General features: G+C 40.8%; 26 protein-coding genes. 9 read left to right on the top strand and 17 right to left on the bottom strand.

The features are described from left to right. Window positions 1–3 precede the first annotated feature (3 nt). The 9 genes from LX92_RS10540 to LX92_RS10500 all read right to left on the bottom strand — a co-directional run bounded on the left by LX92_RS10540 (window position 4) and on the right by LX92_RS10500 (window position 11,692). Window positions 4–2,379 carry a TonB-dependent receptor gene (locus tag LX92_RS10540; RefSeq protein ID WP_109650287.1) on the bottom strand — a complete coding sequence of 792 codons (2,376 nt, stop codon included), beginning with the start codon at window positions 2,377–2,379 and terminating at the stop codon, window positions 4–6. A gap of 115 nt (window positions 2,380–2,494) precedes the next feature. Continuing rightward, on the bottom strand, window positions 2,495–4,714 hold the full coding sequence (locus LX92_RS10535; RefSeq protein ID WP_109650285.1) for an NADP-dependent isocitrate dehydrogenase: 2,220 nt from the start codon (window positions 4,712–4,714) through the stop codon (window positions 2,495–2,497). A 1,255-nt stretch (window positions 4,715–5,969) separates the two neighbouring features. After that, on the bottom strand, window positions 5,970–6,320 hold the full coding sequence (rplS, locus tag LX92_RS10530) for a 50S ribosomal protein L19 (RefSeq protein WP_109650283.1): 351 nt from the start codon (window positions 6,318–6,320) through the stop codon (window positions 5,970–5,972). A gap of 130 nt (window positions 6,321–6,450) precedes the next feature. Then, window positions 6,451–6,768: a hypothetical protein gene (locus LX92_RS10525; protein ID WP_109650281.1), complete on the bottom strand. Its 318-nt coding sequence runs from the start codon at window positions 6,766–6,768 to the stop codon at window positions 6,451–6,453. 5 nt (window positions 6,769–6,773) lie between these two features. Then, window positions 6,774–7,451 carry a tRNA (guanosine(37)-N1)-methyltransferase TrmD gene (gene trmD, locus LX92_RS10520; protein WP_109650279.1) on the bottom strand — a complete coding sequence of 226 codons (678 nt, stop codon included), beginning with the start codon at window positions 7,449–7,451 and terminating at the stop codon, window positions 6,774–6,776. Between the two features lie 18 nt (window positions 7,452–7,469). Then, entirely contained in the window at window positions 7,470–7,913 is a 444-nt protein-coding gene (locus LX92_RS10515) for a GNAT family N-acetyltransferase (RefSeq protein WP_109650277.1), read from the bottom strand. 38 nt (window positions 7,914–7,951) lie between these two features. Further along, window positions 7,952–8,575, bottom strand: coding sequence for a tRNA (guanine-N1)-methyltransferase (locus LX92_RS10510; protein ID WP_109650275.1), 624 nt, complete (start codon window positions 8,573–8,575; stop codon window positions 7,952–7,954). 148 nt (window positions 8,576–8,723) lie between these two features. Continuing rightward, window positions 8,724–10,172 carry a glyceraldehyde-3-phosphate dehydrogenase gene (locus LX92_RS10505; protein ID WP_109650273.1) on the bottom strand — a complete coding sequence of 483 codons (1,449 nt, stop codon included), beginning with the start codon at window positions 10,170–10,172 and terminating at the stop codon, window positions 8,724–8,726. Between the two features lie 125 nt (window positions 10,173–10,297). Beyond that, window positions 10,298–11,692 (bottom strand): S1C family serine protease, encoded by a 1,395-nt coding sequence (locus tag LX92_RS10500; RefSeq protein ID WP_109650271.1) that lies wholly within the window; start codon window positions 11,690–11,692, stop codon window positions 10,298–10,300. A 139-nt stretch (window positions 11,693–11,831) separates the two neighbouring features. Here LX92_RS10500 and dapF point away from each other — a divergent pair, with 139 nt between their 5' ends. From dapF to LX92_RS10480, 4 genes are all read left to right on the top strand, one after another. After that, window positions 11,832–12,620 (top strand): diaminopimelate epimerase, encoded by a 789-nt coding sequence (gene dapF / locus LX92_RS10495; RefSeq protein ID WP_109650782.1) that lies wholly within the window; start codon window positions 11,832–11,834, stop codon window positions 12,618–12,620. After that, window positions 12,614–13,135 (top strand): GNAT family N-acetyltransferase, encoded by a 522-nt coding sequence (locus LX92_RS10490; RefSeq protein ID WP_109650269.1) that lies wholly within the window; start codon window positions 12,614–12,616, stop codon window positions 13,133–13,135. Before dapF ends, LX92_RS10490 begins: the two co-directional genes overlap by 7 nt. Continuing rightward, window positions 13,135–14,178: an endolytic transglycosylase MltG gene (gene mltG / locus LX92_RS10485; RefSeq protein ID WP_109650267.1), complete on the top strand. Its 1,044-nt coding sequence runs from the start codon at window positions 13,135–13,137 to the stop codon at window positions 14,176–14,178. The genes LX92_RS10490 and mltG overlap by 1 nt, the downstream gene beginning before the upstream one ends. A gap of 146 nt (window positions 14,179–14,324) precedes the next feature. Continuing rightward, window positions 14,325–14,954: a lysozyme family protein gene (locus tag LX92_RS10480; protein WP_170117827.1), complete on the top strand. Its 630-nt coding sequence runs from the start codon at window positions 14,325–14,327 to the stop codon at window positions 14,952–14,954. A gap of 57 nt (window positions 14,955–15,011) precedes the next feature. Here the strand turns inward: LX92_RS10480 and LX92_RS10475 are convergent, their stop codons facing one another. From LX92_RS10475 to dnaA, 3 genes are read right to left on the bottom strand one after another with little or no spacing between them, the layout of a single operon-like run. Then, entirely contained in the window at window positions 15,012–15,734 is a 723-nt protein-coding gene (locus LX92_RS10475; RefSeq protein WP_109650263.1) for an SAM-dependent methyltransferase, read from the bottom strand. Between the two features lie 10 nt (window positions 15,735–15,744). Beyond that, on the bottom strand, window positions 15,745–16,200 hold the full coding sequence (locus tag LX92_RS10470; protein WP_109650261.1) for a low molecular weight protein-tyrosine-phosphatase: 456 nt from the start codon (window positions 16,198–16,200) through the stop codon (window positions 15,745–15,747). A gap of 9 nt (window positions 16,201–16,209) precedes the next feature. Then, window positions 16,210–17,634, bottom strand: coding sequence for a chromosomal replication initiator protein DnaA (gene dnaA, locus LX92_RS10465; protein WP_109650259.1), 1,425 nt, complete (start codon window positions 17,632–17,634; stop codon window positions 16,210–16,212). Between the two features lie 206 nt (window positions 17,635–17,840). Here dnaA and LX92_RS10460 point away from each other — a divergent pair, with 206 nt between their 5' ends. Further along, window positions 17,841–18,239: an acyl-CoA thioesterase gene (locus LX92_RS10460; RefSeq protein ID WP_109650257.1), complete on the top strand. Its 399-nt coding sequence runs from the start codon at window positions 17,841–17,843 to the stop codon at window positions 18,237–18,239. On the opposite strand, the gene LX92_RS10455 is transcribed toward LX92_RS10460, so the two are convergent. From LX92_RS10455 to LX92_RS10435, 5 genes are read right to left on the bottom strand one after another with little or no spacing between them, the layout of a single operon-like run. After that, a complete protein-coding gene (locus tag LX92_RS10455; RefSeq protein WP_109650255.1) occupies window positions 18,236–18,850 on the bottom strand; it encodes an IMPACT family protein in 615 nt (204 codons plus the stop codon). The genes LX92_RS10460 and LX92_RS10455 overlap by 4 nt on opposite strands. Then, the gene (locus tag LX92_RS10450) at window positions 18,850–19,713 is read right to left on the bottom strand and encodes a DMT family transporter (protein WP_109650253.1); all 864 of its coding nucleotides are present in this window, start codon (window positions 19,711–19,713) and stop codon (window positions 18,850–18,852) included. Before LX92_RS10450 ends, LX92_RS10455 begins: the two co-directional genes overlap by 1 nt. Beyond that, window positions 19,714–20,316 (bottom strand): HAD family hydrolase, encoded by a 603-nt coding sequence (locus tag LX92_RS10445; protein ID WP_109650251.1) that lies wholly within the window; start codon window positions 20,314–20,316, stop codon window positions 19,714–19,716. It lies immediately after the preceding gene. Then, window positions 20,309–21,340 (bottom strand): bifunctional diaminohydroxyphosphoribosylaminopyrimidine deaminase/5-amino-6-(5-phosphoribosylamino)uracil reductase RibD, encoded by a 1,032-nt coding sequence (ribD, locus tag LX92_RS10440; RefSeq protein ID WP_244915931.1) that lies wholly within the window; start codon window positions 21,338–21,340, stop codon window positions 20,309–20,311. The genes LX92_RS10445 and ribD overlap by 8 nt, the downstream gene beginning before the upstream one ends. A gap of 21 nt (window positions 21,341–21,361) precedes the next feature. Beyond that, window positions 21,362–21,823, bottom strand: coding sequence for a hypothetical protein (locus LX92_RS10435; RefSeq protein ID WP_109650248.1), 462 nt, complete (start codon window positions 21,821–21,823; stop codon window positions 21,362–21,364). Between the two features lie 74 nt (window positions 21,824–21,897). Here LX92_RS10435 and LX92_RS10430 point away from each other — a divergent pair, with 74 nt between their 5' ends. Genes LX92_RS10430 through ligA form a run of 4 tightly spaced genes read left to right on the top strand, consistent with a single transcriptional unit; the run spans window position 21,898 to window position 25,831 of the window. Further along, window positions 21,898–22,383: a GNAT family N-acetyltransferase gene (locus LX92_RS10430; protein ID WP_109650247.1), complete on the top strand. Its 486-nt coding sequence runs from the start codon at window positions 21,898–21,900 to the stop codon at window positions 22,381–22,383. Window positions 22,384–22,386: 3 nt separating this feature from the next. After that, a complete protein-coding gene (gene prmC / locus LX92_RS10425) occupies window positions 22,387–23,238 on the top strand; it encodes a peptide chain release factor N(5)-glutamine methyltransferase (protein ID WP_109650246.1) in 852 nt (283 codons plus the stop codon). A 7-nt stretch (window positions 23,239–23,245) separates the two neighbouring features. After that, window positions 23,246–23,833, top strand: coding sequence for an LOG family protein (locus LX92_RS10420; RefSeq protein WP_109650245.1), 588 nt, complete (start codon window positions 23,246–23,248; stop codon window positions 23,831–23,833). Then, a complete protein-coding gene (gene ligA / locus LX92_RS10415; RefSeq protein WP_109650244.1) occupies window positions 23,834–25,831 on the top strand; it encodes an NAD-dependent DNA ligase LigA in 1,998 nt (665 codons plus the stop codon). It begins immediately after the preceding gene. Window positions 25,832–25,880 lie beyond the last annotated feature (49 nt).

The raw sequence follows: 25,880 nt of genomic DNA, 5'->3' as shown, positions 1-25,880 counted from the left end.
GGCCTAAAATTTAAAATTATAGGTAACGGCAGGTACTATCCCGAAAATCGAAGTTCGTACCGCTTCATTCACATTGGTATCCTCATTTCTGCCGAACGAAATGGAGGCAGCATTACGTCTGTTGTATACGTTGTATAGGCTGAATATCCATTCTCCCTGTACTTTTCTATTCGCATTCTTTCTAGGGGTAAGGCTGGCCGATAGGTCGAGGCGGTGATAACTCGGTAGCCTTTCTTGGTTTCTTAATCCATAGTAGGGGACCGTCAATCCTTGGTATTCATATTGCCCTATGGGGTAATTGGTGGGTTGCCCTGTTTGAAAAACAAAATTTGTATTGAAACTCCATTTACTATTAAGGTCATAATTTCCATAGATGGAAAAATCATGGGTCTTATCATAGGGTGTATTGTACCACTGACCATCATTGATACCGGGTTCGGTCGTAGTTCTACCGGGTGTCCTTTGTTCGGATTTGGAAAGGGTGTAAGCCAACCAACCTTGAAGCTTTCCGGTATTCTTACGAAATAGGAATTCGAGTCCATAGGCCCTGGCCTCACCATTAAGGATAACCTGTTCAATGGCATCATTGGCGATAAGATTGGCGCCGTCGATGTAATCAATACGGTTTTGGATGTCCTTATAGAATACCTCGGTTTCGACGGAATAATCCCCATCCTTAAGATTCCGGAAATATCCTAAGGCATATTGATCCAGAAGCTGTGGTTCAATAAAAGAGCCACTTGGGGTCCAAACATCCAGAGGGGTTGGTGAACTTGTATTCGATATTAGGTGGAGGTATTGTGCCAATCGAGTGTAACTGCCCTTTACCGAACTGTTGTCGTTAATAATGTACGATACGCTGATCCGAGGTTCAAAATTGTTGAATTTGGCCAGACTTTCGCTACGCTTGGGATTCAAAACGGATATGGGGTCCGCTTCCTGATAGATTTGAAGGGAAGGATTGTAGACAACCGGATTGTCATTCTCATATACGTTTACTTCCTCTTGCCCCAATCGATTGAAGTTGCTAAAGCGCAATCCGTAGCCCAAACTTAAATTTGGGGTAATATCATGTTCAATATCAATATATGCGGCAAACTCATTGGCGTATTTTTGAATAAGTTGATCTTCGACAATTCCCGAAGTAGCATTGCTTGGTTCTATTTTTCCAGGGTTAAAGCGGTAATAGATATTGTTAAGGCCGTAGTTTATTTGCAGGTTATCATTCAGGTAATGCTTTAAGTCATACTTCACATTGAAGTTTTGAATCCCTGAATTCCAGTTGAATCCGACAAAATCCAATTTGAGTCCATAATAGTAATCGGAATAAATCAAGGAAAGATTGGAGAACAACTTGTTGGAGAACAAGTGGTTCCAACGAAAATTACCGACCGCATTGCCATAGGTGTTCACAAAACTGTCACTGATGCTAAATACATCCCTCCCAAAATAACCGGACAAAAAGATGTTGTTGTTCCCGTTTATCTTGAAATTGATTTTGGTGTTCAGGTCATAGAAATAGGCGGTATTGTCTATATCGAACAAGGGTAGGAATAGATGGGCATAGGACGATCTACCACCTATGAGAAAAGCCGCCTTGTCTTTTTTCAAGGGTCCCTCTACAAGCAAACGGCTTGCTACCAGACCAATACCCCCGTTGATTTTCAGTTCCTTGCTATTGCCTTCCTTTTGAAAGATATCCAGAACAGAGGAAAGTCTTCCGCCATACCGGGCAGGGATTCCTCCTTTGTATAGTTTTATATCCTTAATGGCATCAGGGTTAAAAACCGAGAAAAAACCAAAAAGGTGGGAGGAATTGAAAATGGTGGCTTCATCCAGAAGTATGAGATTTTGGTCTACGGCACCTCCCCGAACATTGAAACCGGAAGATCCCTCACCGGCATTGGTGACCCCGGGCAGTAGTAAAATGGATTTAATGACATCGGCTTCCCCCAAGATCACGGGTATTTTTTTAATGGTTGCCACAGACATGGTGTTTACGCTCATTTGTGGTTTTCGAATATCCAATTTGTCACTTGAATCCGTAACAACCACTTCTTCCAATTGTTGGGCTTCCTCAACCATTAGAAAATTCAATTTGCTATTTTCGGTTAGGCTGATGGTTTGGGTCTGCGCTTGAAACCCTAAATAACTGATTTGTATGTTGTATTCCCCTTCGGGCAGTGTAATGGAGTAGAAACCATATTCATTGGTGGTCACACCGGTAGCCAACTCAGGAATGGCAATAGTAACGCCGATCATGGTTTCGTTACTGGAAGCTTCCGATACGGTACCGCTTAAAGTATATTTTTGTTGGGAAAATAGAATAAAAGAAAAAAGGAAGAATAAAATTATAAATGATAATGGCCTCTTATTCATTGATGCGATTTTTAGTAAATGTATGAAGAATAATAGGGTATAAGGGGGTGTTAACATTTATTTAAAAGAAAAACCCCCGGCGTAAGCCAAGGGTTTTTCTCTGGATAACAATGTGTTATATTTTTTCCAAAATAGCATTCAAAGACTTGCTTGGTCGCATAGCTTCGGCAACAAGTTGGGCATCGGGCAAGTAATATCCTCCAATATCCTGAGGCTTGCCTTGGGCATCTTTCAATTCGTTGACTATTTGGGTTTCTAGGGCCTTCATTTCCTCGGCAACCTTGGAAAAGGTGCTTTTCAAAGCTGTATTCTTTTCTTGGTTCGCCAAAGCCTCTGCCCAATACATGGCCAAATAAAAATGACTGCCACGGGTATCCAATTCCATTACCTTACGTGAGGGTGATTTGTCGTTCAATAGGAATTTTTCGGTTGCTGCGTCCAAAGCATCCCCTAAAATACGGGCTTCTGGATTGTTGTTCTTATCACCAAAGAATTCCAATGAAACGCCTAGGGCCAAAAACTCACCCAAAGAATCCCATCGTAAATGGCCTTCTTCCAAAAATTGTTCAACGTGTTTGGGGGCCGAACCTCCAGCTCCAGTTTCAAAAAGGCCACCACCATTCATTAGCGGTACTATAGAAAGCATTTTTGCACTTGTACCTACTTCAAGGATCGGGAAAAGATCGGTTAGGAAGTCACGTAAGACATTACCTGAAACGGAAATGGTGTCTTTGCCTTCTTTCATTCGTTTTAAGGTGACTTTTGTGGCTTCAAGCGGGGATAGGATCTTAATGTCCAATCCTGTGGTATCATGATCTGGTAGATAGGTTTTAACCTTTTTCATTATTTCCCTATCATGGGCCCTTTCCTCATCCAACCAAAAAATAGTAGGGATTTGGGAGGCACGGGCTCTCGAAACCGCCAATTTGATCCAATCTTGGATAGGAGCGTCCTTTACCTGGCACATTCTCCATATATCACCTTTTTCCACGGTGTGTTCCAAGAGGGTTTCTCCTGAATTTATGTCAATAACGTCTACTTTACCGTCTGTTCCAATTTCGAACGTCTTATCATGGGAACCATATTCCTCGGCTTTTTGGGCCATAAGTCCAACATTAGGTACAGTACCCATGGTAGTTGGGTCAAAGGCGCCATGCTCTTTGCAGAAATCGATGGTAGCCGAATAGATATCTGCATAACTGCTGTCGGGTATGACCGCTTTTGTATCCTGAGCCTCTCCTTTCGCATTCCACATCTTACCTGAATTTCGAATCATGGCAGGCATGGAGGCATCGATAATAACATCACTTGGTACATGAAGGTTGGTAATGCCTTTGTCAGAATTTACCATAGCCAGGTCAGGACCTTGTTTTATCGCGTTTTTTATATCGTTTTCAATTTCATTTCTTTTGTCAGCAGGAAGTTCATTGAGTTTATCCAATAAATTTTCCAATCCATCATTGGCATTTACACCTATTGATTCGAATGTAGGGCCATGTTTGGCAAACACATCCTTAAAGAAGACCTCGATGGCATGACCAAAGATAATAGGGTCGGAGACCTTCATCATGGTGGCCTTCATATGAATGGAGAATAAAACACCCTTTTTCTTGGCATCTTCGATTTGTTCGGTCAAAAAAGCCACCAAGGCTTTTTTACTCATAATCGTAGCATCAATGATCTCTCCTTTTAAGAGGGGAAGATTCTCTTTTAAAACCGTGGTTGTTCCATCATTCCCCTTAAGTACCACTTTAATATTGGTAGCTTCAGGCAGGGTCAATGATTTTTCATTTGATTTGAAATCACCATGGTCCATGGTGGCCACATGGGTTGCGGAGTCCTTACTCCATGCACCCATTGAATGTGGATTTTGTTTGGCGTAGTTCTTAACGGCCCTTGGAGCCCTACGGTCAGAGTTGCCTTCACGTAGTACAGGGTTAACCGCACTCCCCTTTATTTTGTCGTAACGTACTTTTAATTTCCGTTCTTCATCATCCTGAGGATCGTCGGGGTAGTCGGGTAGGGCATAGCCTTTACTTTGGAGTTCCGCTATGGCCTCGTTCAATTGGGGAATCGAAGCACTGATATTCGGTAATTTAATAATGTTTGCTTCTGGCTTCTTGGCCAGGTTTCCCAAAGTTTCCAGATCATCTTGCATTCGCTGTTCCTCGGACAAAAATTCTGGAAAGGCAGCAAGTATTCTTGCAGCCAATGAAATGTCCTTGGTCTCTACGGTAATGCCCGAAGTCTTGGTAAAAGCTTGGACAATAGGTAGGAATGATTGTGTTGCTAGGGCAGGAGCCTCATCGGTCTTGGTATAGAAAATCTTTGGCATGTATTGTGTAATTTGATTTTAGTGGAACAAATATACAATTTTATGCCCTGCCGATTGTTTGTGTTTTGCGGATTATTTATAATGGAAAAGTTTCTTTTTGTGAAGTGGAAAACAGGGCAGTACCAAAAATTGTGTACTTCATGGATGGGAAAATAGAACCACGGAACTTTCCGTATTCGTATTTTTATATATAGTTAGGAATACAAAAAATCTTTACGGATTGTTTTTAAAAACCTTTTGGTGTCTTAGTGAAGGATATTTCAATCAATTGGAATTCGACGATTTTCGATTTTGTTGGGTCAATCCCAAAAGTTGGGTGTGAATTAGAAAAAGAAAGTATAAACTATCCCGTAGTTCGTGTTCCGTTCTTTTTTGCATTGCCCAAAAAAGAAACAAAAAACGCTAGGCTGATTTTAAATTTCTTTAAATCCACGCACTTTCCGCGGCCACACCGTCCAGGCCGCTTTCACTAAAGTGAAATGCTCTATGTACGGCTTCCTCAGCCCAATGCGGAAACCACTTGATTTAAAACGAAATCGAAAATAGGCCGTTCCTTCTTTAGGATTCCGTTCAGAGGCGTTAGAAATAAAGAATTCTTCCTATTTAGGTTAACTCAACTATATGCATAAATATCCAAATACCCAGAAATTGTACTTGACCCATTTTGTTCATCGCCTAAAGATGGAGTTGTACCAAAACAAAAGCCATATCACTTGTACAAGTACATTTGATATGGCTTTTTAGAAATAGCACGAAAATATATGTTCTGAATTTTCATCAAAACCGCAACCATTGATTGCCACTCCCAATACTATTTCAACGTTTGCAATACAAAGCGGTTTTTGACTTTTCAATCAAGCAACCACATTTATGTTTTGCTTCTTGTTGTCTTAATGTTCTTAACTTAAATACAAGACCTACGTTTTGCGTTTAAAATAAGGACATCTACATAACACCGGAGACATAAGCCTCTTTTGTTTATGCTCGTCTATTTAATCATTATCCCGTAAAACGAATTCTACTGGATTTTCATAAAAGACTAAACAACAATATAAAGAACGTAAACTTTATAATGGCTTTTTTTAAAACTCCTAGACGGACTCCCTCAAAACCATGTAATAAATATAGGCTTAAATTTTGGATTTTCAAAGAATTAAGAATCAACAGCTTATGAACTTAGGTTATTAACAATTGTTCATAAAAAAAAGCATCCCTTGAAGAAGGGATGCTTTTTTGATTTTGTGTAATTCGTGTTTTAAGAACGAATTTCTTTGATTCTTGCCTTTTTACCGGTAAGACCTCTAAAGTAGTAAATTCTTGCTCTACGAACTTTACCTTTTTTATTGACCTCAATTTTCTGCAATGCAGGTAAATTGATAGGGAAAATACGTTCAACACCTATAGTCCCTGACATTTTACGAATGGTAAAAGTTTCTGTTGCTCCGCTGCCTCTTCGTTGGATCACGACCCCTTTAAAGAACTGGGTACGTGTTTTCTCACCTTCCTTAATCTCATAGTATACGGTGATTGTATCTCCAGCTGAGAATTCTGGGAATTCTTTTTTTGGAATGAATTCGTTTTCTACGAAGTTGATTAATGCTTCCATTGTTATTTTTTACAATTATATTCTACCAACATTCACGATTTTCGTCAGAGGTTGGTTTAACAGGGTGCAAAAATACGTTATAAATTAAAAACTGCAAGAAATTTATATTTATTTTTTTAAATCCACCAACTTAGTTAGTGGTCTTCAGCATCTTTAGTATGGCCAAAACAAAACCAATGGTGAACACACAGGCGAAAAGCGCCCCGACAATAGTCAAATACCCTTGAATGTTCACCAGCTCCATAGCGCCCATGTTACGGGCTATCAAGGTTGTCAATATAGGTCTGATAATAAATAGTAAGGCGCTAAGGCAGCTGCCAACGCCCATTAAGAGTCCGGCTATGGATTTGGACTTCAAATAATACAACAAGGAGAAAATAAAAATAACGACCTGAACTATAAAGCCAATTATAGAACCAAATAAAAAGTAAATTTCGTAATTGTCCATTAAGATTATTCGTTTAAAAGATCAGGGCGTAAAGTTTTGGTTCTTTCGTAGGCCTTGTTTTCGCGCCATTCCTCTATTTTTGGAAAATTACCACTTAGTAGTACATCGGGGACCTTGAGTCCCTTGTATTCCGATGGTCTAGTGTATACGGGTGGAGCCAGCAAATTGTCTTGAAAGGTATCAGTCAATGCAGAGGTTTCATTGCTTAAAACCCCAGGGATCAATCGTATGATCGAATCACAGAGTATGGCTGCGGCCAACTCCCCTCCGGACAGTACATAATCGCCTACTGAGATTTCCTTGGTGATGTAGGCATCCCTAACCCTTTGGTCAACACCTTTGTAATGACCACAAAGAATGATGATGTTTCCGACCAATGAAAGGCTGTTCGCAATCTTTTGGTTTAACGTTACACCGTCTGGGGTCATATAAATGATTTCATCATAATCACGTTCCGCTTTTAAGGATGAAATACATTTATCAATGGGTTCGATCATCAACACCATTCCCGCTCCACCACCAAATTGATAGTCATCAACTTGGTTATAGCTTAAATCCGTATAGTCACGTAGATTGTGCATATGCACTTCAACAAGCCCTTTTTCAATGGCGCGCTTCAAGATGGAAGCCTCAAACGGACTTTTGAGTAATTCGGGTAGTACGGTTATAATGTCAATACGCATGGTGCTTGTGTGTCTAAATTATTTTGCGGTCCAAAAGTAATGAAAACAATCAACGTCTTTTACCCAGTTCAATTTTTCGTATAATTTTTGGGCTGGGTTGTCCACGTCTGTTTCTAGGGCAAGCCCTTTAGCCCTGTTCGCTAAACAAAATTCCTTGGCTTTGCCCAAAAGAGCCCCGCCGATTTGTTTATTCCTGAATACTTCCTCGACGAATAAGTCATTCAAAACATAGGAATGTTGCATAGAGACCGACGAGAACATGGGATAGAGTTGTACGAATCCCGCTGGCTTGTTTTGGTAATAGGCCAAAAAAATAATTGATTCGTTTTTATTCAAACGTTCTGTCAAGAACATCCTTGCACCTTCAATATCGCTTTCTTGCTTATAAAACACCCTGTATTGGTCGAATAGGGGGGCAACCTCAAAAAGGTTTTTTATAGTGGCTTTAACGATTTTGATCATGGTACTAGCAAAAAAAAGCTCCGTTAAGGAGCTTTTTGTTATTTTGATTTTTTGTACTTGTTTATCTCATCCTGTAGTTGCCTACTTATTTTTTGCTCTCTTTCCAAGGCCCTTCTACGGTGGTCCTCATATTCGGCCTCAACTTCGGCAAGAGCCGTTTTGGCCTCTTGGGTCAAGGTATTACTTCTTCTGAATTTGTAAACAAAAAGCAAGAACAACAATAACAAGGAACCGATAATGGACCAAAGAATGAAGTTATAGGTGGTTTTGGAAACCAACATACCTAAAAACGACATGCTGTCCTTTTCTTCTGATACCGAAGTTAAATTATTGGTTGTTTCCTCCAATTTTTGGTTCAAGGATGAAATGGTAGCTTCATGGCCGGAAATCGTAGCCTTCAACTCCGCTTCTTTCTTGTACGTCATATTGAGGGTGTCCATTACATTCTTCCGTAATTTATCCAAGGAAATGATGCGTACCACCTCATAACGCTTGCCGTCGGCCCTGTAATTCCCCGACTTTTTATAGATGTAATCAAATTGACTGTCGATAGTTCCTTTGTCCAAGGATAATTCTTCAGTGGTGTCTGTTTCTTCTTGTGCATTGTGTAGGTTGAATGACAATAAGGTCAATAAAAGAAGTAGTGTTTTTAAACCTTTCATTTTTAAATGGTTCTATGTTTAGTAAATGATTTAGAGGGGACTAAAGTAGTCCAATAATATCAATTAAGAAAAAAAATTGATCAGAAGCTACTTATAGTTATTCAACGTGATCGATCGATTTTAATTGTATCAATATTTTCTTTATGGTTTAATAGTACGTAAAACGTCTAACTTTAGCAATATACTTGGCTAACCGGATTACTTGATGGGAATACCCATATTCATTGTCGTACCATATATATAGAATGATGTTTTTGCCGTTATCGGACACGATTGTGGCCTTGCTGTCATAGATCGAAGGGGCCGATGTGCCGACAATATCTGATGACACCATCTCTTTGCTTAGCGAATATTTTATCTGCTCTACAAGGTCTCCTTCCAAGGCATATTTTTTGACAATGGTGTTTATGCCATCTAAAGAGGTTTCGTTTTTTACGACCAGGTTCAATATGGCCAATGACCCATTGGGAACGGGAACACGAATGGCATTTGAGGTCAATTTTCCATGAAGGGAAGGTATGGCTTTGGCAACAGCCTCACCAGCCCCTGTTTCAGTGATGACCATGTTCAATGCCGCGGCCCTTCCTCGCCTGTATTTGCTATGCATATTGTCTACAAGGTTCTGGTCGTTCGTATAGGCATGTATGGTTTCCAGGTGTCCTTTAATTATTCCAAGGGAGTCATCAATGACTTTAAGGATGGGGGTTATGGCATTTGTGGTGCATGATGCAGCTGAAAAAATATGTGTTTTGTCAGGGTCGTATTCCAAATGGTTGACACCATGGACAATATTCGGTACTTCCTTTCCTGGTGCCGTTAATAATACTTTTTTTATTCCTTTGGATAGCAAGTGACGGGATAATTCCTCTTGATGTCTATAAGCGCCTGAATTGTCAATCAATAGGGCGTTCTTTATGCCGTATTCGGTATAATCGATATCTTCGGGTTGACTGGCGCTGATCATATGTACCGTGGTGCCATTGATGATCAAGGCCTTGTTCTTTATATCGGTGTCCACAGTTCCTAAAAATCTTCCATGTACCGAATCGGTTCGCAATAAACTAGCTCTTTTTTCAAGGATATCCTCATCGATGGTTCCGCGGGTAACGATTGCCCTTAAGCGAAGCTGGTTGCCCTTACCGGTTTTGGCCATTAATTCCCGGGCCAGTAATCGACCAATACGACCAAAACCGTATAGGACCACATCCTTGGGTTGTATCTCTTCAGCGCTATAGGCGCTTTTCAATTTTCCAATGACGAACGCTTTTACGTTGTTGTAATTGCCTTCGTCAGCGTGGTATTCGTAGGTTAGCTTGCCAATATCCAGTTTGGCAGGGGGTAGTTTAATATCCTTTATAGCCCTGAGGATTTCTATTGAATCGAATATCGATATCGGTTTTTGTACAAACTCACCGGCATATTCATGTAGGTGTATAATGTCCCCCACGCTGCGGTCGATAATTTGGTTTTTGAACAAAACAACTTCAATGGCTTTGTCGTACCACAGGTCACTGGTAATCTTTATGAATTCCGTTGTAGCCTTTCTACGGTCGGCCTGAAAAGCCAATTCTTTTTCGTATGATTTAATATGTTCCATAGTTTGTTGCGTTGTAGTTTTACCCAAAAATAAATATTTCAAACGTTTTAGGAATGTTTCTTAGTATCAAAAAAAAACACCTTGACGATTGTCAAGGTGTTTTAATCCATTGTGTTTTTCAAGTATTATTGAAAGATAAGTCGCTCTCTTTCCCCTTTTTTGTTGATCATGGTAATACTCGTTTTTCCATATCTTGAAATTCGGCCAAAGAGTGTTTTGGCTTCTTGGATGTTGTTGATTTCTTCATTGTCTACAGAAAGAAGAACTTTACCATCCAAACCATATCCACGGTAGGTTTCTGGAACCCCAACAATTTTCACACCTTTTTTGGTCTTGAAGGCTTTCCTATCCTTATCGGTCAAGTTTTTTACTTCAAGGCCCATGACCGGTACGAATAAAGTCTGTCGCTCTTTGATGGTCACGGGAAGAATGAGTTCTTCACCCTCCCTGTCAATGGTTACCTCGATTTCATCACCTGGTCTTTTGGTGGACAGATATCCGGTTAGGTCGGCAAATTTATGCACTTCTATTTGGTCTACGGCCTTAATGATGTCCCCTGCCTTTAGATCGGCCTCGTCGGCTCCCGATTCTTCCTCGACACCTTCAATATACACTCCGTCAATTTCATTGATTCCTTTTTCAATGGCATAGGGAGTGTTGATGGAAACGGTTTTGATTCCCAAAACCCCTTTCTGGACACTTCCGAATTCCATTATATCATCGATAACTTTTTTTGCGATATTACTGGGTACGGCAAAGGAATACCCAACATAAGAACCTGTTTGGGATGAAATTGCGGTGTTGATCCCAATGAGATCCCCATTGGTGTTCACCAATGCCCCACCACTGTTGCCTGGGTTCACTGCGGCATCGGTTTGGATAAAGGATTGGTCGTTGCTCATTAATGCCCGTGCCTTGGCACTGACAATACCGGCGGTTACTGTTGAAGTCAAATTAAAGGGATTGCCCACAGCCAATACCCACTCCCCAACTTTTACATGGTCAGAATCCCCAAAGGCCAAGTAAGGCAAGGGTCTTTTTGCATCTATCTTCAATAGGGCGATATCGGAATTCGGGTCTGTACCCACCAATTCGGCCTCGTACGTTTTATTGTTGTTCAGGGTGACTTGTAATTGACTGGCACCTTTAATAACGTGATTGTTCGTTACGATATGTCCGTCAGGGGAGATGATAACCCCTGACCCTGTACCGATCTGGGCTTTCTGGTTGCCTTCATAACCGTAAAAGAACTCCATTAAACTAGAAGGTCCCCTGCTTATGGTTACGTTTTTAACGTGTACAACGGCATTTACTGTGGTCTCGGCAGCCGATGTGAAATCGACTTCATTGATCCCAGCCCCTTTTGCTGATGTAGGTGAAAAGCTTGAATTGATTATCGATGAAGGATTATCGTCCGATACTACGGCATAATTTGTTCTTTCAAAAAATAATTTATAAGCGCCTAATGTAATGGCCCCAGCAAAAAGTGCTATAAGTAATGAGCCTCCGATTTTTTTCATACGTAAATGTAATTTTTATTTATTATTGTCCTTAGGTCTTAAATTCAAGGTAAAATTAAGAGAATTAAAGATCTTGCCTTTAGGGTTTAACTACTTTTTAACTGCTAAAAAACCCTTAAAATTACATTATATTTGGGCCATGGAAATGAATAGGGTACTTACATTTTATAAATACCAAGGCACGGGAAATGATTTTGTGATGATCGATAATAGGGACAATAGCTTCCCTAAAGATGATATAAAATTGGTGGCTTGGCTGTGTGATAGAAGATTTGGGATAGGGGCTGATGGACTTATCCTCTTAGAGGAAGATGCGACCATGGACTTTAACATGGTGTATTATAATGCCGATGGTAAAGAAGGGTCAATGTGTGGAAATGGCGGTCGCTGCTTGGTTGCTTTCGCAAAATTTCTGGGCGTTATTTCCACAGAGGCGAAATTCAATGCTGTTGATGGAGTGCATTCCGCAACCATAAAAGGGGATATCGTGGAACTCCAAATGGGGGACGTTACCGATATTAGTGAAAAACCCAATGCTTATTTCCTGAATACGGGATCACCACATCATGTTCAGTTGGTAAAGGGGCTTCAGGATTTTGATGTCTTTAAGGAAGGTTCCAAATTGCGATATGGGGTCTATGGACAAAAAGGGAGTAACATCAATTTTGTGGAACCTTTGGGAGAAGGTACTTTTGCAGTGAGAACGTATGAACGTGGAGTCGAGGACGAGACCCTTTCCTGTGGTACAGGTGTTACCGCTGTGGCTATTGCAATGCACAAGTCAGGCAAGGTATCTTCCGATGTCGTAAATATCGAGGCCCAAGGTGGTAAATTGCAAGTAAGGTTCTCGGTCGATGCCAAAGGGTATTCAAACGTACATCTAAAAGGTCCCGCAACTCAAGTTTTTAAAGGGGAGGTCAAATGTTGAATCTTCAAGGAAAAAATATCCATCTAAGGGCCCTAGAGCCTTCTGATCTGGATTTTCTCTATGAACTGGAGAACAATACGGATATTTGGGAGATCAGTGGCACTACCACACCTTATTCCAAACATGTCTTAAAACAGTATTTGGATAATGCCCATAGGGATATCTATGATGTAAAGCAATTGCGATTATGTATTGCTACAACGGATAAGGTTGTAGGGTTTATCGATTTATTCGATTTTGACCCTCAAAACAAGAGGGCAGGAGTGGGGATCGTGGTTTTGGAGCACAAACACAGGAATAAGGGAATTGGAGCGGAAGCCCTCTCTCTTTTGTGTGATTATGTTTTTAAGGTTTTGGGACTTAGGCAATTGTATGCAAATGTCATGGAAGAAAACTTGGCCAGTCTTCACCTGTTCAAAAAAATGGGATTTATAGCGGTTGGCTTGAAAAAAGATTGGATTTTTTCCAATGGCACGTTTAAAAATGAAATGTTACTACAAAAGATCACTGTATAATGTATATAAGAAAGATTTTATTGCTACTGGTTGTTTTGGGGCTTATTATAGGGGGTGTTTTTGCTTATAAGGTCTACGACGCGGTGTTTTCTTCCAATACCAAGTTCAACAATGAGGAGGCTTTTCTCTACGTACCCACTGGGGCTACCATTAATGATGTAAGCCAGTTGTTGGACCCCTTGCTAAAAGATACCAATACATTTGTTCAGGTTGCCGAGCGAAAAGGTTACGCTTCAAATGTAAAAGGAGGTAAATATGCCATTACGAAGGGAATGAGCAACAATGATATCATAAATTCATTGAGAAGTAACAATATTCCTGTTAAGGTGTCATTCAATAATCAAGAGACCTTGGCCAGCTTGGCCGGTAGGATTGCTTCCCAAATTGAGCCGGACAGCCTTAGTCTCCTGAAGGTTCTGAACGACCCCGATTTTTATAAGGGCAATGGTTTCAATGAGGCCACGAAAATTGCGATGTTCATCCCGAACAGCTATGAGTTTTTCTGGAATACTTCGGCGGAAAAATTCAGGGCCCGGATGTTGAAGGAGTATAATCGTTTTTGGAACGAAGAAAGAAGGGCCAAGGCCAAAGCTTTGCGGTTATCTCCGACTGAGGTTGTATCCTTGGCATCGATCGTGCATAAAGAGACGGCTAAGGTTGAGGAGCGGCCTAGAGTGGCAGGTGTGTATTTGAACAGGATAAGAAAGAACATCAAATTGCAGGCCGACCCAACCGTTATTTATGCGCTGAAAAAACATACAGGAAATTTTGATACGGTTATCAAACGGGTATTGTATAAAGATCTGGAGCTGGATTCACCCTACAACACCTATAAATATGCCGGAATACCCCCTGGACCAATCACCATGCCCGATATATCGGCAATCGATGCTGTTTTGAATCCAGAAAAGCACGATTATTATTATTTTGTGGCCAATGTTGAAAATTTTGGATATCACAAATTCGCAAAAACCCTTGCGCAACATAACCGAAATAAAGCGCAGTACGTCCGATGGATCAATAGCCAAAACATTAATAGATAGGTAAATAAACGAAAATTAAGGACTTGTTAACTAATAAAAGGGATTTTTAACAAAGCCTTCTGACCTTCTCGTTATAAGCGCCATATCTTTGCAAAGTGAAATTTAAGCATACCCTTTTTGGTAGTAAGTCTTAAGAAAACAGAGATATGAGAAGATGTATATTCTTTTTTAGTTCTCTTATCATGCTGTTGATTTTTGTAAGTTTTAGTGGTTTGTCGTCAGATACGACTGTCCCAAGAACTTTAAAAGTCAATGAACCTACTGAAGTTTTGTTTCCCAAAAACGAAACTGTTTTGGCTCCAACCTTGGAAACCCCGCCTTTTTTAGGCAGTACATTCCATGGTTTTAAAGAAGCCTTGGCGTTTAAAGAATCGTCAGGGAATTATTTTGCAACGAATACCCTTGGGTATTTAGGTAAGTACCAGTTTGGTATTAACACCTTAGAATTAATGGGTGTTTTCAACTCCTCAGTATTCCTTAATGATCCTATATTGCAGGAAAAGGCATTTGAGACCAATATTGCCCGTAATAAATGGATTATGCGGAGGGATATTAAGAAGTTTGTAGGCAAACGGATTAAAGGTGTTGAGATCACCGAATCTGGAATGTTGGCCGCGGCCCATTTGGCTGGACCAGGAAATGTAATGAAATACTTGCGTTCTTATGGAAAAATCAATTTTAAGGATGCTTATGGTTCAACCATTGTAAATTATTTAAAGAAATTCTCGGGATACGATATTTCATTGGTATTGCCAAAACGTAACCCAAAAGTGTAAGGTTTTATATGTATATGAAAATGGTAGGCCCCGACGGAAACGTCGGGGTTTATTTGTTTAAGCCTGAATAATGAAAATAGCAGGTCTTTTGTTTAAGTCCACATTTGATTTTTTCCAGTCCGAGATACTTTTGGTTTGAATGAATTCCGTATTGAGTGTAATGTCACAAGCAATACACAATCGAGTGCTGTTCGAAAGGGAGGCCAAAAGTTCTTTGAACAATTTATCATTCCGATACGGGGTTTCAATGAAAATTTGGGACTGTTTTATATCCCTCGATTTTTTTTCAAGCGATTTGATGGTTTTTTTTCGATCTACCGAATCAATTGGGAGGTAGCCGTTAAATGCGAAATTCTGTCCGTTCATTCCGCTGGACATTAAAGCCAATACAATGGATGAGGGTCCTACTAGGGGAACCACCTGTATGTTCTTTTGATGGGCAATACGCACCACATCGGCACCGGGGTCGGCAATACCGGGGCAACCGGCTTCGGAGATAATCCCAACATTAAGGCCTTCAAGGCATGGTTGTAAAAAAGTAGGAAGGCTTTCCGCTTCGGTATATTTGTTGAGCACTTCGATATGCAATCCGGGTTGCGATTTTCTAGGGGATATTTTTTTGATGAACCGTCTGGCCGATTTTTCGTTTTCCACAATATAGTGGTCAACGGCTTCAATCACCCTTTTTATGGAAATGGGCAATACTTCCAATGGCTCGTTGTCCCCTAAAGTGGTGGGGATCAAATAAAGTTTTCCTTTTGTACTGTTGTTGCTATCCATTCAGGTGTGCTTACTTATTGTCCAGCTTTTTTGCAATGACTGTGCAGGCTTCGTCTATAAGGTGAAAAACATGTTCAAAACCATCGTCATCGTAATAGGGGTCCGGCACTTCCATGGTACTGGTATCCAATGCTTCCAACAATAACTTGACTTTGTTTTTGTGGTGTTCATTTTGGGCAAGGGCAATGATGTTTCTGTAATTGCTCCTATCCATCGCATAAATGACATCAAACGCATCAAAATCGGCTGTCGTGAATTGTCGGCAGCGTTGATGGCTGATATCGATACTGTGTCTTTTACCAACCTCGATACTTCGAGGGTCAGGTTTGCTGCCAATATGATAGCCTCCTGTTCCGGCGGAATCTACATGGATTTCATCACTATCGACCTTGTTTTGGAGAATTCCTTCGGCCAATGGTGACCTGCAGATATTTCCAAGGCAGACCATTAAAACCTTTATAGCCATTAAAATAAGTTAAGAAAGTTTCTTGGTTAGATCCTCAATGTATTTCCGGAATTGCTTGTCGGTTTCAGCAAGGTTGTCAACCGTTTTACAGGCATGGAGAACAGTGGCATGGTCCCTTTTTCCAATTTGTGAGCCAATACTTGCCAAGGAAGCCTTGGTGAATTTTTTGGCGAAGAACATAGCCAGTTGCCTAGCTTGGACGATATGTCTTTTTCTTGTTTTGGATTGAAGGGTGGCCACATCCATTTCAAAGTAATCGGAAACTACTTTTTGGATATAATCTATAGAGACTTCGCGTTTGGTATTCTTGACGAATTTTTCGACTACTTGTTGTGCCAATTCCAAGGTAACCTCTTTCTTGTTGAATGAGGATTGCGCTATCAAGGATATAATGGCGCCTTCCAACTCTCGAATATTGGTTTTGATATGTTTGGCAACATAATCGATGATATCTTCAGGCATTTCAACACCATCGCGATACAATTTGTTCTTTAAGATGGAAATCCTTGTTTCGTAATCAGGATTTTGCAATTCGGCCGATAATCCCCATTTGAATCTCGAAAGCAATCGCTGTTCAATATCCTGCATGTCAACAGGTGCCTTGTCCGATGTTAGGATCACTTGTTTCCCGTTTTGGTGCAAATGATTGAATATGTGGAAGAATACATCCTGGGTGCCCGATTTTCCGGATAGGAATTGAACATCATCGATAATGAGCACATCTATCAATTGATAAAAATGTATAAAATCGTTTCGTGTATTTTTCTTTACGGATTCAATATACTGCTGGGTGAATTTTTCCGCGGATATGTACAAAACCGTACGGTCTGGGTATTTATCCTTTATCTCAACACCTATGGCATGTGCCAAGTGGGTCTTGCCCAAACCAACCCCACCAAAAACCAATAACGGATTAAACGAGGTTCCCCCAGGTTTGTTCGCTACTGCCATCCCGGCCGAACGGGCCAAACGGTTAGAGTCGCCTTCAAGGAAATTATCGAAATTGTAATTCGGATTCAATTGGGATTCGATTTTTATATTTCGAATTCCGGGAATGACAAAAGGATTCCTAAGTTCCGGATTTTTTGATTTAATAGGGACATCCATTTCCTGTGGTCCCATATTGCCCCGGTTTGAACTGGGTATTTTTTCTGTAAACGGTTCACGGTTGCCATAGGTGTTCTCCATCCTTATGATGTATACAAGTTTGGCGGTTTCACCCAATTCCTTGGTAAGGGCAACTTTTAAGAGCTTCACATAGTGCTCCTCCAGCCACTCATAGAAAAATTTGCTGGGCACCTGGATACTTAAAGCATTATCTGATAATTTTACAGGTTTTATGGGTTCAAACCAAGTTTTGAATGCCTGCGGTTGGATGTTATCTTTGATAAAAGCCAAACAGTTGTTCCAGACGGAATTAGCAGTAACACTCATTGTAAAAATTCTCTTGTTTATGGTTAGTTTTTAAGCACTTATAGCTCTAGGTCTTATAGCTGGTGTAATGTAATTTAGGTCTCGCAAATATGTGAACAAAAATCCTAAAAAAAAAATGATTTGGGGTTGATTTTACCCTTTTTTTTTCGCATGTTACGCTGCCCGTAAGGGTAGCTTTTAAAGATATAATTTTTAGATGAATAATTATGGATTTTCATGAAATTTCTTTTCGTGTCCGATATGCGGAAACGGATCAAATGGGTGTTGTACATCATGGCAATTACCCGCAGTATTTGGAGATGGGGAGGACGGAATGGTTGCGTTCCTACGGTATTTCCTACAAAGCCATGGAGGATAATGGGATTATTCTTCCTGTTGTCTCTATTTCCCTGAACTTTAAGAAATCCGCCTACTATGACGACATTATAGTCCTGCGTACTTACCTGCGTAAAAAACCTATGGTCAGGATTGAATTTGATTATGAAATCTATAATGGGGAAGGGGATTTATTGGCTGAGGCAGATACGGTACTGGCCTTTATGGATGCCAAGAAAAACAAGCCGATCAGGTGTCCAGCGGATATACTCGAAAAGATTGGTTTTTAAGCCGGTCTTTCCGTAATGGATATGGTATGGTTTTCTTGGAATAATTGCTGTGTCATTTGGGCATGGCTTTTAGGTACACAAATATGAATGGTGCATTCCATTTCGAGTTTTTGGGAAACGATTTCGAGGTTGTGTTGTTTGATTATGCGCATTACCTTGTTCATCGTTTCATAGCCGAATTTGATCTCGAAATGGGCTTTTTCGGTCCTTTCAACAATAGGTGATGCCTCAAGGGCCATTTGTGCTGCGGTCCTATAGGCGCCAATCAACCCTCCGACCCCTAATTTGGTGCCACCAAATATACGGGCCACGGCCACAAGGACATTGGTTACCTCAAAAGATTGTATTTGTCCGTAAATGGGCATTCCGGCCGAGTTGTTGGGTTCGCCATCGTCATTTGCACGATACCGAACGTTATTTATACCCAATTGCCACGCGTAACAGACATGATTGGCGGTATGGTGTTGTTTTTTTAATTTTTCAATCAAAGGTTTCACCTCGTCCTCGGATTCCAACGGGTAGGCGTAACCATAAAATTTGCTCTTTTTCTCTTTAAAAAGAACTTCTTTTGAAGGTTTGGATAAAGTTTTGTAACAATCGGTATTTTCCATTAGAATACAGCAACGAGAATGATACTTATAATAGCCAAGACTATACCTCCCCAGTTTTTTGGACTTATCTGTTCTTTAAATAGGACAATGCCTAAAAGGGTCGATAACATTACAATGGCAACATTATTGATCGTAAAGACCGATGCGCTATTCAAAGTTGGGTTTTGTAATGCCCGTAACAAATAGTATATGGAGAAATAGTTGGGTACCCCTAAGGCAATTCCACCTAGAATATTCTTAACGTTTATTTTTAAAGGGGTTTTAAAGGCTTTGAAGATTATAAAGAATAGTCCCACGAAAGCGGCAGCCGCAAAAACGGTGGCTGAAAACAGGGGGAATTCATTTTCCTTGATTTTGGTTTCCTGAACGTATTTGATACTGGTATCTATAATTCCAGATCCCAGGAAAACCAAAATGGGCAAAAGCAAGGACGATCTTTCGAATTTGATTTCCTTCTTCTTGATGGAAGCAAAATATACGGCAGCCAATGCTAAAAGTATTCCTACGACTTTCAAAAATCCTAGGGTTTCCTTATAAACCAGTATCCCGAAAATTACGGGAATCACCAATGACATTTTGGTGGCCACGGATGCAACTGAAACCCCTACCGTCTGTGAGGTCTTAGCCATTAAATTAAACACGACGATGAATAACACACCTAAGAGAAGGGTTCCGAGAAACCAAGGTTGTTCAGCAATTTCCAAGGGTTTCACTTCGCCCGAATAAAAAAACAACCCTACGGAACAGGCTACCACATAATTGGTGATGATGGCATATGGGGTTTCAATCCTATAGATTTCATAGAGTTTGAAAATCACAAAGATCAAACTGGAACAAAGGACACTTAATGCTAGGTCTAACATCTATATTCTTGAATTTAATTGTATTACGTCCTCTTTTCCAACGATAATATTCCAGGTCTTTATCCCTAACTGTTCGGCAGCCAGGGTATTTTCCGGGGTATCATCGATAAAAAGGGTTTCCGGGGCATTTAAACCGTTCTCTTTAAGTACAAACCCGTAAATGTCCTTATTGGGTTTTCGCATTTCAATTTCGTGCGAAAGATAGAATTGCTCAAAACAGTTTTTAAAGCGATGGTACTTATGCTCTCCCATTGTTTCGATTACCTTGGAAATGTGGAGGGCATTGGTGTTGCTTAGGAGAAAGAGACGATGTGTCTTTTCTTGGGCCAACTTTTCGATGAATTCAAGTCTGTATTCCGGAAAATCCAATATCATTCCATTCCAAATCGCAACTATTTCTTGCGATGATGCACTTGGAAAAGCGATTTGTAGTTTCTTTACAAAATCACCGGAAGTAATAGCCCCAACTTCGAAATCATTACTTAGGTCTAGAAGATCAGGTGTAAGGTTTGCGTTATCGTATTTTTGGATTTCACGAAAAATAATCTCCTTGTCCAGGTTTATGAAGACATCGCCAAAATCAAAAATGATGTTTTTAATCATTCCTATATATGTTTAAAATGTCAGTGTCAATATTTAGAAAGCATGGGTTTTTGCCCATGATTTTTGGGGCTTTAAGACCTTTTTCAAAGGTATTGGGACCATTGAATATTCGCGTCTCATCCCATAGGTCAGCAGAAATGAAGGAAGTTAGTGTTTGGCTTCCCCCTTCGATCAGAACACTGGTAATGTTGTGTTTGTAAAGTACTTGGCAAATTTGTTCTGGCAAATTTACTGAAAAGTCGACGACCTCATAATCCACGCCTTTTTTCCATTGGGCAGTGTCTTCAATCTGTGTGAAAATGATGGTTTTTACTTTTTGGTCGAAGATGTGGTATTCACCTTGTATCCTTAGATTCCTATCGAGGATTACACGAATTGGGGATTTGCCGAACCATTCCCTCACATTTAGTTTGGGATTGTCTTCCGTAACCGTATTGGTGCCTACCAAAATAGCCTGTTCTTCACTACGCCATTTATGCACCAATTGCCTTGAATAATGGTTCGAAATCCAATAGGGTTCGGTTTTGCCATTTCTTTTTGATGCCAAAGGGGCCATAAAACCATCTTTTGTCTCCGCCCATTTCAAAATAATATAAGGGCGTTGCTTTTGATGGAATGTCATGAACCGTTTATGATGCTCCCGGCAAGCATCTTCAAGTATGCCCACGGTTACGTTGCAACCGGATTCTTTAAGCCGGGCGACACCTTTGCCCTTGACCTTGTCATGGGGGTCCACGGTACCGATAACAACATTGGGTATCTTATGTTTTACGATTAAATCCGCACAAGGAGGGGTTTTCCCATAATGGGAACAGGGCTCCAAGGTCACGTATAGGGTTGATTTTGACAAAAGGGATTTATCGGTAACGGAATTGATGGCATTGACCTCGGCATGGGGCCCTCCATAGGCACTGGTATATCCTTCACCGATGATTCTGTTTCCCTGCACGATTACCGCCCCTACCATTGGATTTGGTGCCGTGACCCCAAGGCCGTTTTTCGCCAATTGCAGGGCGCGTTCCATAAATATTGGGTCAATCGACATTTATTGTATCGTTATTTCTTGACTATGGTCAACAGCGTAATCATAGGAAAAACCGGCAAGTCTGTAGGTTATGTTCCCTTTAAATTCAACCTTCATTTTCTTGTTCAACACCTGATTTAAGATGGCACCGAATAAATTACCCTTATCCTCTTTAAACAATTCAGACAATGGTAAATTAACCACCAAAGGTACAATAAAATTGTCCTTGGCCGGCACGTCAAAGGCCTCTGAAGATACGGTAGCCAAGTAAATGCCGTCAACATAAACCTTGATTTCATCGGTAAGTAGGGTACCTCCCAAATCGTTTTTGTTGTTAAAGCGTGCTTCAGCCAGCAGGGTGATCGCATTTGTACTGGCCTCTTTCACCGAAACGCTATCGATTCCAACAAATTCCGGTTTTTGGTTGAAGGTGCAACTTTGGCCAAGTACGGTCAAAACCAATATGAAAAATACTTTTTTCATTCCCTATAAATTTATATTTCATGTATCTTCACTCCGCTAAAATAGAACATTAAAAAAGATTGAATCAATAAATCATGGAAACAGCCGTAATACGTGAAATTGAACCCAAGGATAATAGGGAAGTGGCTTCATTGATTCGGAAGGTTTTGTTGGAAATGGGTGTGCCCAAGGTGGGTACGGCTTATGCTGATAAGGCCTTGGACCATATGTTCGAGAATTACGATATGCCCAAGGCCACGTATTTTGTGGTCGAGGACCAAGGTCGGCTTATCGGCGCTGCGGGGGTGGCGCAATTAGCGAATTACGACGGGAATGTCTGTGAGTTGCAAAAGATGTACTTTTTAGAAGAGGCCAGAGGACGGGGTTTGGGTACGGCAATGATGGATATTTGCTTAGACCGCGCCAAAAAATTCGGTTTTGAAAAATGTTATTTGGAGACTATGCCATACATGAAGGATGCCCAAAAACTCTATGTAAAATCCGGATTTGAATATATTGAGGCCCCCATGGGTGATACAGGCCATTTTTCTTGTCCCGTATGGATGTTGAAACAACTATAGATTATGCTATTACGGGAGATTAGGAATATTTATCATAAAGAGCTCGACCCCATTTACCCCAAAGAGGAAGTGGATAGCTTTTTTTACCTGGCCATTTCACATTTCTTGGATTTGGAACGTTTTGTTTTGGCGATGCAACCTAATTTGACGCTGACCAAGGAAAAAGAGCAACCCCTGTTTGAAGTGTTGAGCCAATTGCGTTTGGAAAAACCCATTCAGTATATTTTGGGGTCTACCGGTTTTATGGATATGGAGTTCATCGTGAATAAGGATGTACTGATTCCAAGACCCGAAACCGAGGAGTTGGTTCGTTGGGTCATCGCTGAGCATACGAATCACGATATGCCATTGAATGTTTTGGATATTGGTACAGGCAGTGGATGTATCGCGATTTCATTGGCGAAAGCCTTAAAAAACGCAAAGGTATTCGCTCTTGATGTTTCGGAAAAAGCGTTAAGGACGGCTGAATTGAATGCAATAAAAAATAAGGTTGAAATAGAATGTATTCAATCGGATATCCTGAAAACGGAATCCCTTAAAGAAAAATTCGATATTATAGTCTCCAATCCGCCTTATGTCAGGGTGTTGGAGAAAGAACTTATGAGCTCCAACGTAATTGAAAACGAACCTGAAATCGCATTGTTCGTTTCTGATGATGATCCATTGGTTTTTTATCGAAGAATAACGGAATTTGCAAAAGCAAACTTAAAGAAGGGTGGCTCTTTATATTTTGAAATAAACCAATATCTGGGAGAGGAAACAAAAGCTCTTTTGGAAAACGGATTTTCCAATATTGAACTTAGAAAGGATATATTTGGAAAGGAACGGATGTTGAGGGCAAAAATCAACAAATAGTGGTATTATGCGATTAAATAGCATCGTGGTATTTTGCGGGAGTAGTGAAGGGAACGACTTAAGGATATTGAAAGTTGCCGAGGATTTAGGAAGTACGTTGGCTGAGCGTGGGATCACGTTGGTCTATGGAGCGGCTAAAATTGGGGTTATGGGTAAGGTTGCGGAAGGAGCCTTGAAGTTCCGTGGAGAGGTCATAGGGGTGATCCCTGATTTTCTAAAAATAAAGGAAGTGTTCCATACCGGCCTTTCCAAGTTGATTGTCACAGAGGACATGCATGAACGCAAACTTAAAATGCATGGATTATCCGATGGTATTATTGCCCTTCCAGGGGGATATGGAACCTTGGAGGAATTGTTTGAGATGATTACCTGGGCCCAAATCGGCCTGCATCAAAAACCAATTGGTATCTTAAACATTAATGGATTTTATGATGATTTATTAGCGATGTTACTGAAAATGGTGGGTCAAGGCTTTCTGAAAAAGGAAAATTATGATATGTTGTTGGTTGATGATTCTGTTGACGGACTATTGCAACAAATGGAAAACTATAAGGCAGTGGTGTTGCCAAAATGGATTGATAAAGATCGATTATAAATGAATATTAAAGAGAAAATACAGGCACTACGCCAAGAATTGAGGGAGCATAACCATAATTACTATGTTCTGGATAATCCTACGATTTCGGATTTTGAATTCGATATGAAGCTGAAGGAACTTCAGGAATTGGAAGCCAAGTATCCGGAGTTTTATGATCCGACATCACCAACATTGCGTGTTGGCGGAGGTATCACAAAGAATTTCAATACCGTGGTCCATGAACAACGCATGTATTCCTTGGACAACTCCTATTCCAAAGAGGATTTGGAAGATTGGGAGAAACGTATACAGCGTATTTTAGGCGATGCCGAGGTCGAGTTTACCTGTGAGTTAAAATATGATGGGGCATCGATTAGTCTTACCTACGAAGAAGGTAAACTCGTTAAAGCAGTTACCCGGGGTGATGGATTTCAGGGGGATGATGTAACCACCAATATAAAGACCATTCGTTCGGTACCCCTACAACTCAAGGGGGATTATCCTCCCAAATTCGATATTCGCGGAGAGATTATTTTGCCTTTGGATGGTTTTGCAAAAATGAACGAGGAACGTATTGCAGCAGGGGAAGACCCCTATATGAATCCAAGGAATACGGCCTCGGGAAGCCTGAAATTGCAAGACAGCGCTATGGTGGCCCAACGTCCTTTGGATTGCCTACTCTATGGAATCGTAGGGGAAAATACGGGCATAACGTCCCAGTATGGAATGTTGCAAAAAGCAAGGGAGTGGGGTTTTAAGGTGCCTACGATTGCCCAATTGTGCAAAAGTACCGACGAGGTAATGGCCTTTATCGATGCCTGGGATGTTAAACGGCACAGTCTGCCTTATGAGACCGATGGTGTTGTCGTAAAAGTGAACAGTATTCAACACCAAGAGGAATTGGGATATACGGCCAAATCACCACGATGGGCTATGGCCTATAAGTTTAAGGCCGAACAGGTTTCCACTATTTTAAGGGAAATTACGTATCAGGTGGGCCGTACTGGGGCGATTACCCCAGTGGCCAATCTTGAACCGGTATTATTGGCCGGAACGACCGTGAAAAGGGCCTCCTTGCATAATGCCGACCAAATTGAAAAATTGGATATACGGGAAGGGGATACCGTTTTTGTGGAAAAAGGGGGAGAGATCATTCCGAAGATCGTTGGGGTCGACCTTGCCTTAAGACCCGCCAATTCAAAACCAACAAAATATATCACCCATTGCCCTGAATGTGGTACCGAATTGGTGCGTACAGAAGGGGATGCCAAGCATTATTGTACCAATTTTTATGGTTGTCCTACCCAAATCACAGGGCGTATACAGCATTTTATATCCCGTAAGGCCATGGATATTGAAGGTCTTGGTGGAGAAACCGTTGAACTTCTTTTTAAGGAAGGCCTAATTCGAAATTATGCCGACCTCTATGTTTTAACCAAAGAGCAGGTAATGCCTTTGGAACGTATGGCCGATAAATCTGCAGAGAACTTAGTGAAAGGGGTGGCGGAATCGGTCAATATTCCTTTTGAACGTGTTTTGTTTGCCTTGGGAATTCGATTTGTGGGTGAAACGGTCGCTAAAAAGCTGGCGAAAGCCTTTAAAAATATTGATGCTTTAATGGCGGCTTCGGTTGAAAGTTTGATGGCTGTTGATGAAATCGGGGAGCGTATCGCACAAAGTGTGGTCGATTTTTTCCAAAACGAGAGAAATTTGGAAATCATTTCACGGTTAAGGAGTTATGGACTACAATTTGAATTGTCCGCCGATAAGTTGTTGAACCAGACCGAATTACTGAAGGGAAAGACCTTTGTCGTTTCAGGGGTTTTTGAGGCCATTAGTAGGAATGATCTCAAAAAAATGATTGAGGATAATGGGGGCAAGGTAGGGTCCTCCATATCATCTAAAACCTCCTTTCTGGTGGCCGGTGATAAAATGGGGCCGAGTAAAAGAACCAAAGCCGAGAGTTTGGGGGTTCCGATAATATCCGAACAGGATTTTCTGGGGATGATACATTGATTTTTTTTAATTATACTGTTTTTGTAAGTTGTGTTGTTCATAACTTCAA

Origin of the sequence: Maribacter polysiphoniae (assembly GCF_003148665.1) — a bacterium.
Lineage (GTDB): Bacteria > Bacteroidota > Bacteroidia > Flavobacteriales > Flavobacteriaceae > Maribacter_A > Maribacter_A polysiphoniae.
The sequence above is the reverse complement of the archived record's forward strand: the minus strand, read 5'-3'. Positions and strand labels throughout refer to the sequence as shown.

Coding starts and splice junctions, on each gene's coding strand:
- LX92_RS10505 (WP_109650273.1), bottom strand. CDS start 10,172: ATGGAACATATTAAATCATACGAAAAAGAATTGGCTTTTCAGGCCGAC.
- dnaA (WP_109650259.1), bottom strand. CDS start 17,634: ATGAGTGTTACTGCTAATTCCGTCTGGAACAACTGTTTGGCTTTTATC.
- LX92_RS10455 (WP_109650255.1), bottom strand. CDS start 18,850: ATGGAAAATACCGATTGTTACAAAACTTTATCCAAACCTTCAAAAGAA.
- LX92_RS10475 (WP_109650263.1), bottom strand. CDS start 15,734: ATGGATAGCAACAACAGTACAAAAGGAAAACTTTATTTGATCCCCACC.
- LX92_RS10500 (WP_109650271.1), bottom strand. CDS start 11,692: ATGAAAAAAATCGGAGGCTCATTACTTATAGCACTTTTTGCTGGGGCC.
- LX92_RS10460 (WP_109650257.1), top strand. CDS start 17,841: ATGGATTTTCATGAAATTTCTTTTCGTGTCCGATATGCGGAAACGGAT.
- LX92_RS10540 (WP_109650287.1), bottom strand. CDS start 2,379: ATGAATAAGAGGCCATTATCATTTATAATTTTATTCTTCCTTTTTTCT.
- LX92_RS10480 (WP_170117827.1), top strand. CDS start 14,325: ATGAGAAGATGTATATTCTTTTTTAGTTCTCTTATCATGCTGTTGATT.
- ribD (WP_244915931.1), bottom strand. CDS start 21,340: ATGGAACGCGCCCTGCAATTGGCGAAAAACGGCCTTGGGGTCACGGCA.
- trmD (WP_109650279.1), bottom strand. CDS start 7,451: ATGCGTATTGACATTATAACCGTACTACCCGAATTACTCAAAAGTCCG.
- mltG (WP_109650267.1), top strand. CDS start 13,135: ATGTATATAAGAAAGATTTTATTGCTACTGGTTGTTTTGGGGCTTATT.
- LX92_RS10435 (WP_109650248.1), bottom strand. CDS start 21,823: ATGAAAAAAGTATTTTTCATATTGGTTTTGACCGTACTTGGCCAAAGT.
- ligA (WP_109650244.1), top strand. CDS start 23,834: ATGAATATTAAAGAGAAAATACAGGCACTACGCCAAGAATTGAGGGAG.
- rplS (WP_109650283.1), bottom strand. CDS start 6,320: ATGGAAGCATTAATCAACTTCGTAGAAAACGAATTCATTCCAAAAAAA.
- LX92_RS10535 (WP_109650285.1), bottom strand. CDS start 4,714: ATGCCAAAGATTTTCTATACCAAGACCGATGAGGCTCCTGCCCTAGCA.
- LX92_RS10450 (WP_109650253.1), bottom strand. CDS start 19,713: ATGTTAGACCTAGCATTAAGTGTCCTTTGTTCCAGTTTGATCTTTGTG.
- LX92_RS10445 (WP_109650251.1), bottom strand. CDS start 20,316: ATGATTAAAAACATCATTTTTGATTTTGGCGATGTCTTCATAAACCTG.
- LX92_RS10510 (WP_109650275.1), bottom strand. CDS start 8,575: ATGAAAGGTTTAAAAACACTACTTCTTTTATTGACCTTATTGTCATTC.
- LX92_RS10420 (WP_109650245.1), top strand. CDS start 23,246: ATGCGATTAAATAGCATCGTGGTATTTTGCGGGAGTAGTGAAGGGAAC.
- LX92_RS10430 (WP_109650247.1), top strand. CDS start 21,898: ATGGAAACAGCCGTAATACGTGAAATTGAACCCAAGGATAATAGGGAA.
- prmC (WP_109650246.1), top strand. CDS start 22,387: ATGCTATTACGGGAGATTAGGAATATTTATCATAAAGAGCTCGACCCC.
- LX92_RS10515 (WP_109650277.1), bottom strand. CDS start 7,913: ATGATCAAAATCGTTAAAGCCACTATAAAAAACCTTTTTGAGGTTGCC.
- LX92_RS10525 (WP_109650281.1), bottom strand. CDS start 6,768: ATGGACAATTACGAAATTTACTTTTTATTTGGTTCTATAATTGGCTTT.
- LX92_RS10490 (WP_109650269.1), top strand. CDS start 12,614: ATGTTGAATCTTCAAGGAAAAAATATCCATCTAAGGGCCCTAGAGCCT.
- dapF (WP_109650782.1), top strand. CDS start 11,832: ATGGAAATGAATAGGGTACTTACATTTTATAAATACCAAGGCACGGGA.
- LX92_RS10470 (WP_109650261.1), bottom strand. CDS start 16,200: ATGGCTATAAAGGTTTTAATGGTCTGCCTTGGAAATATCTGCAGGTCA.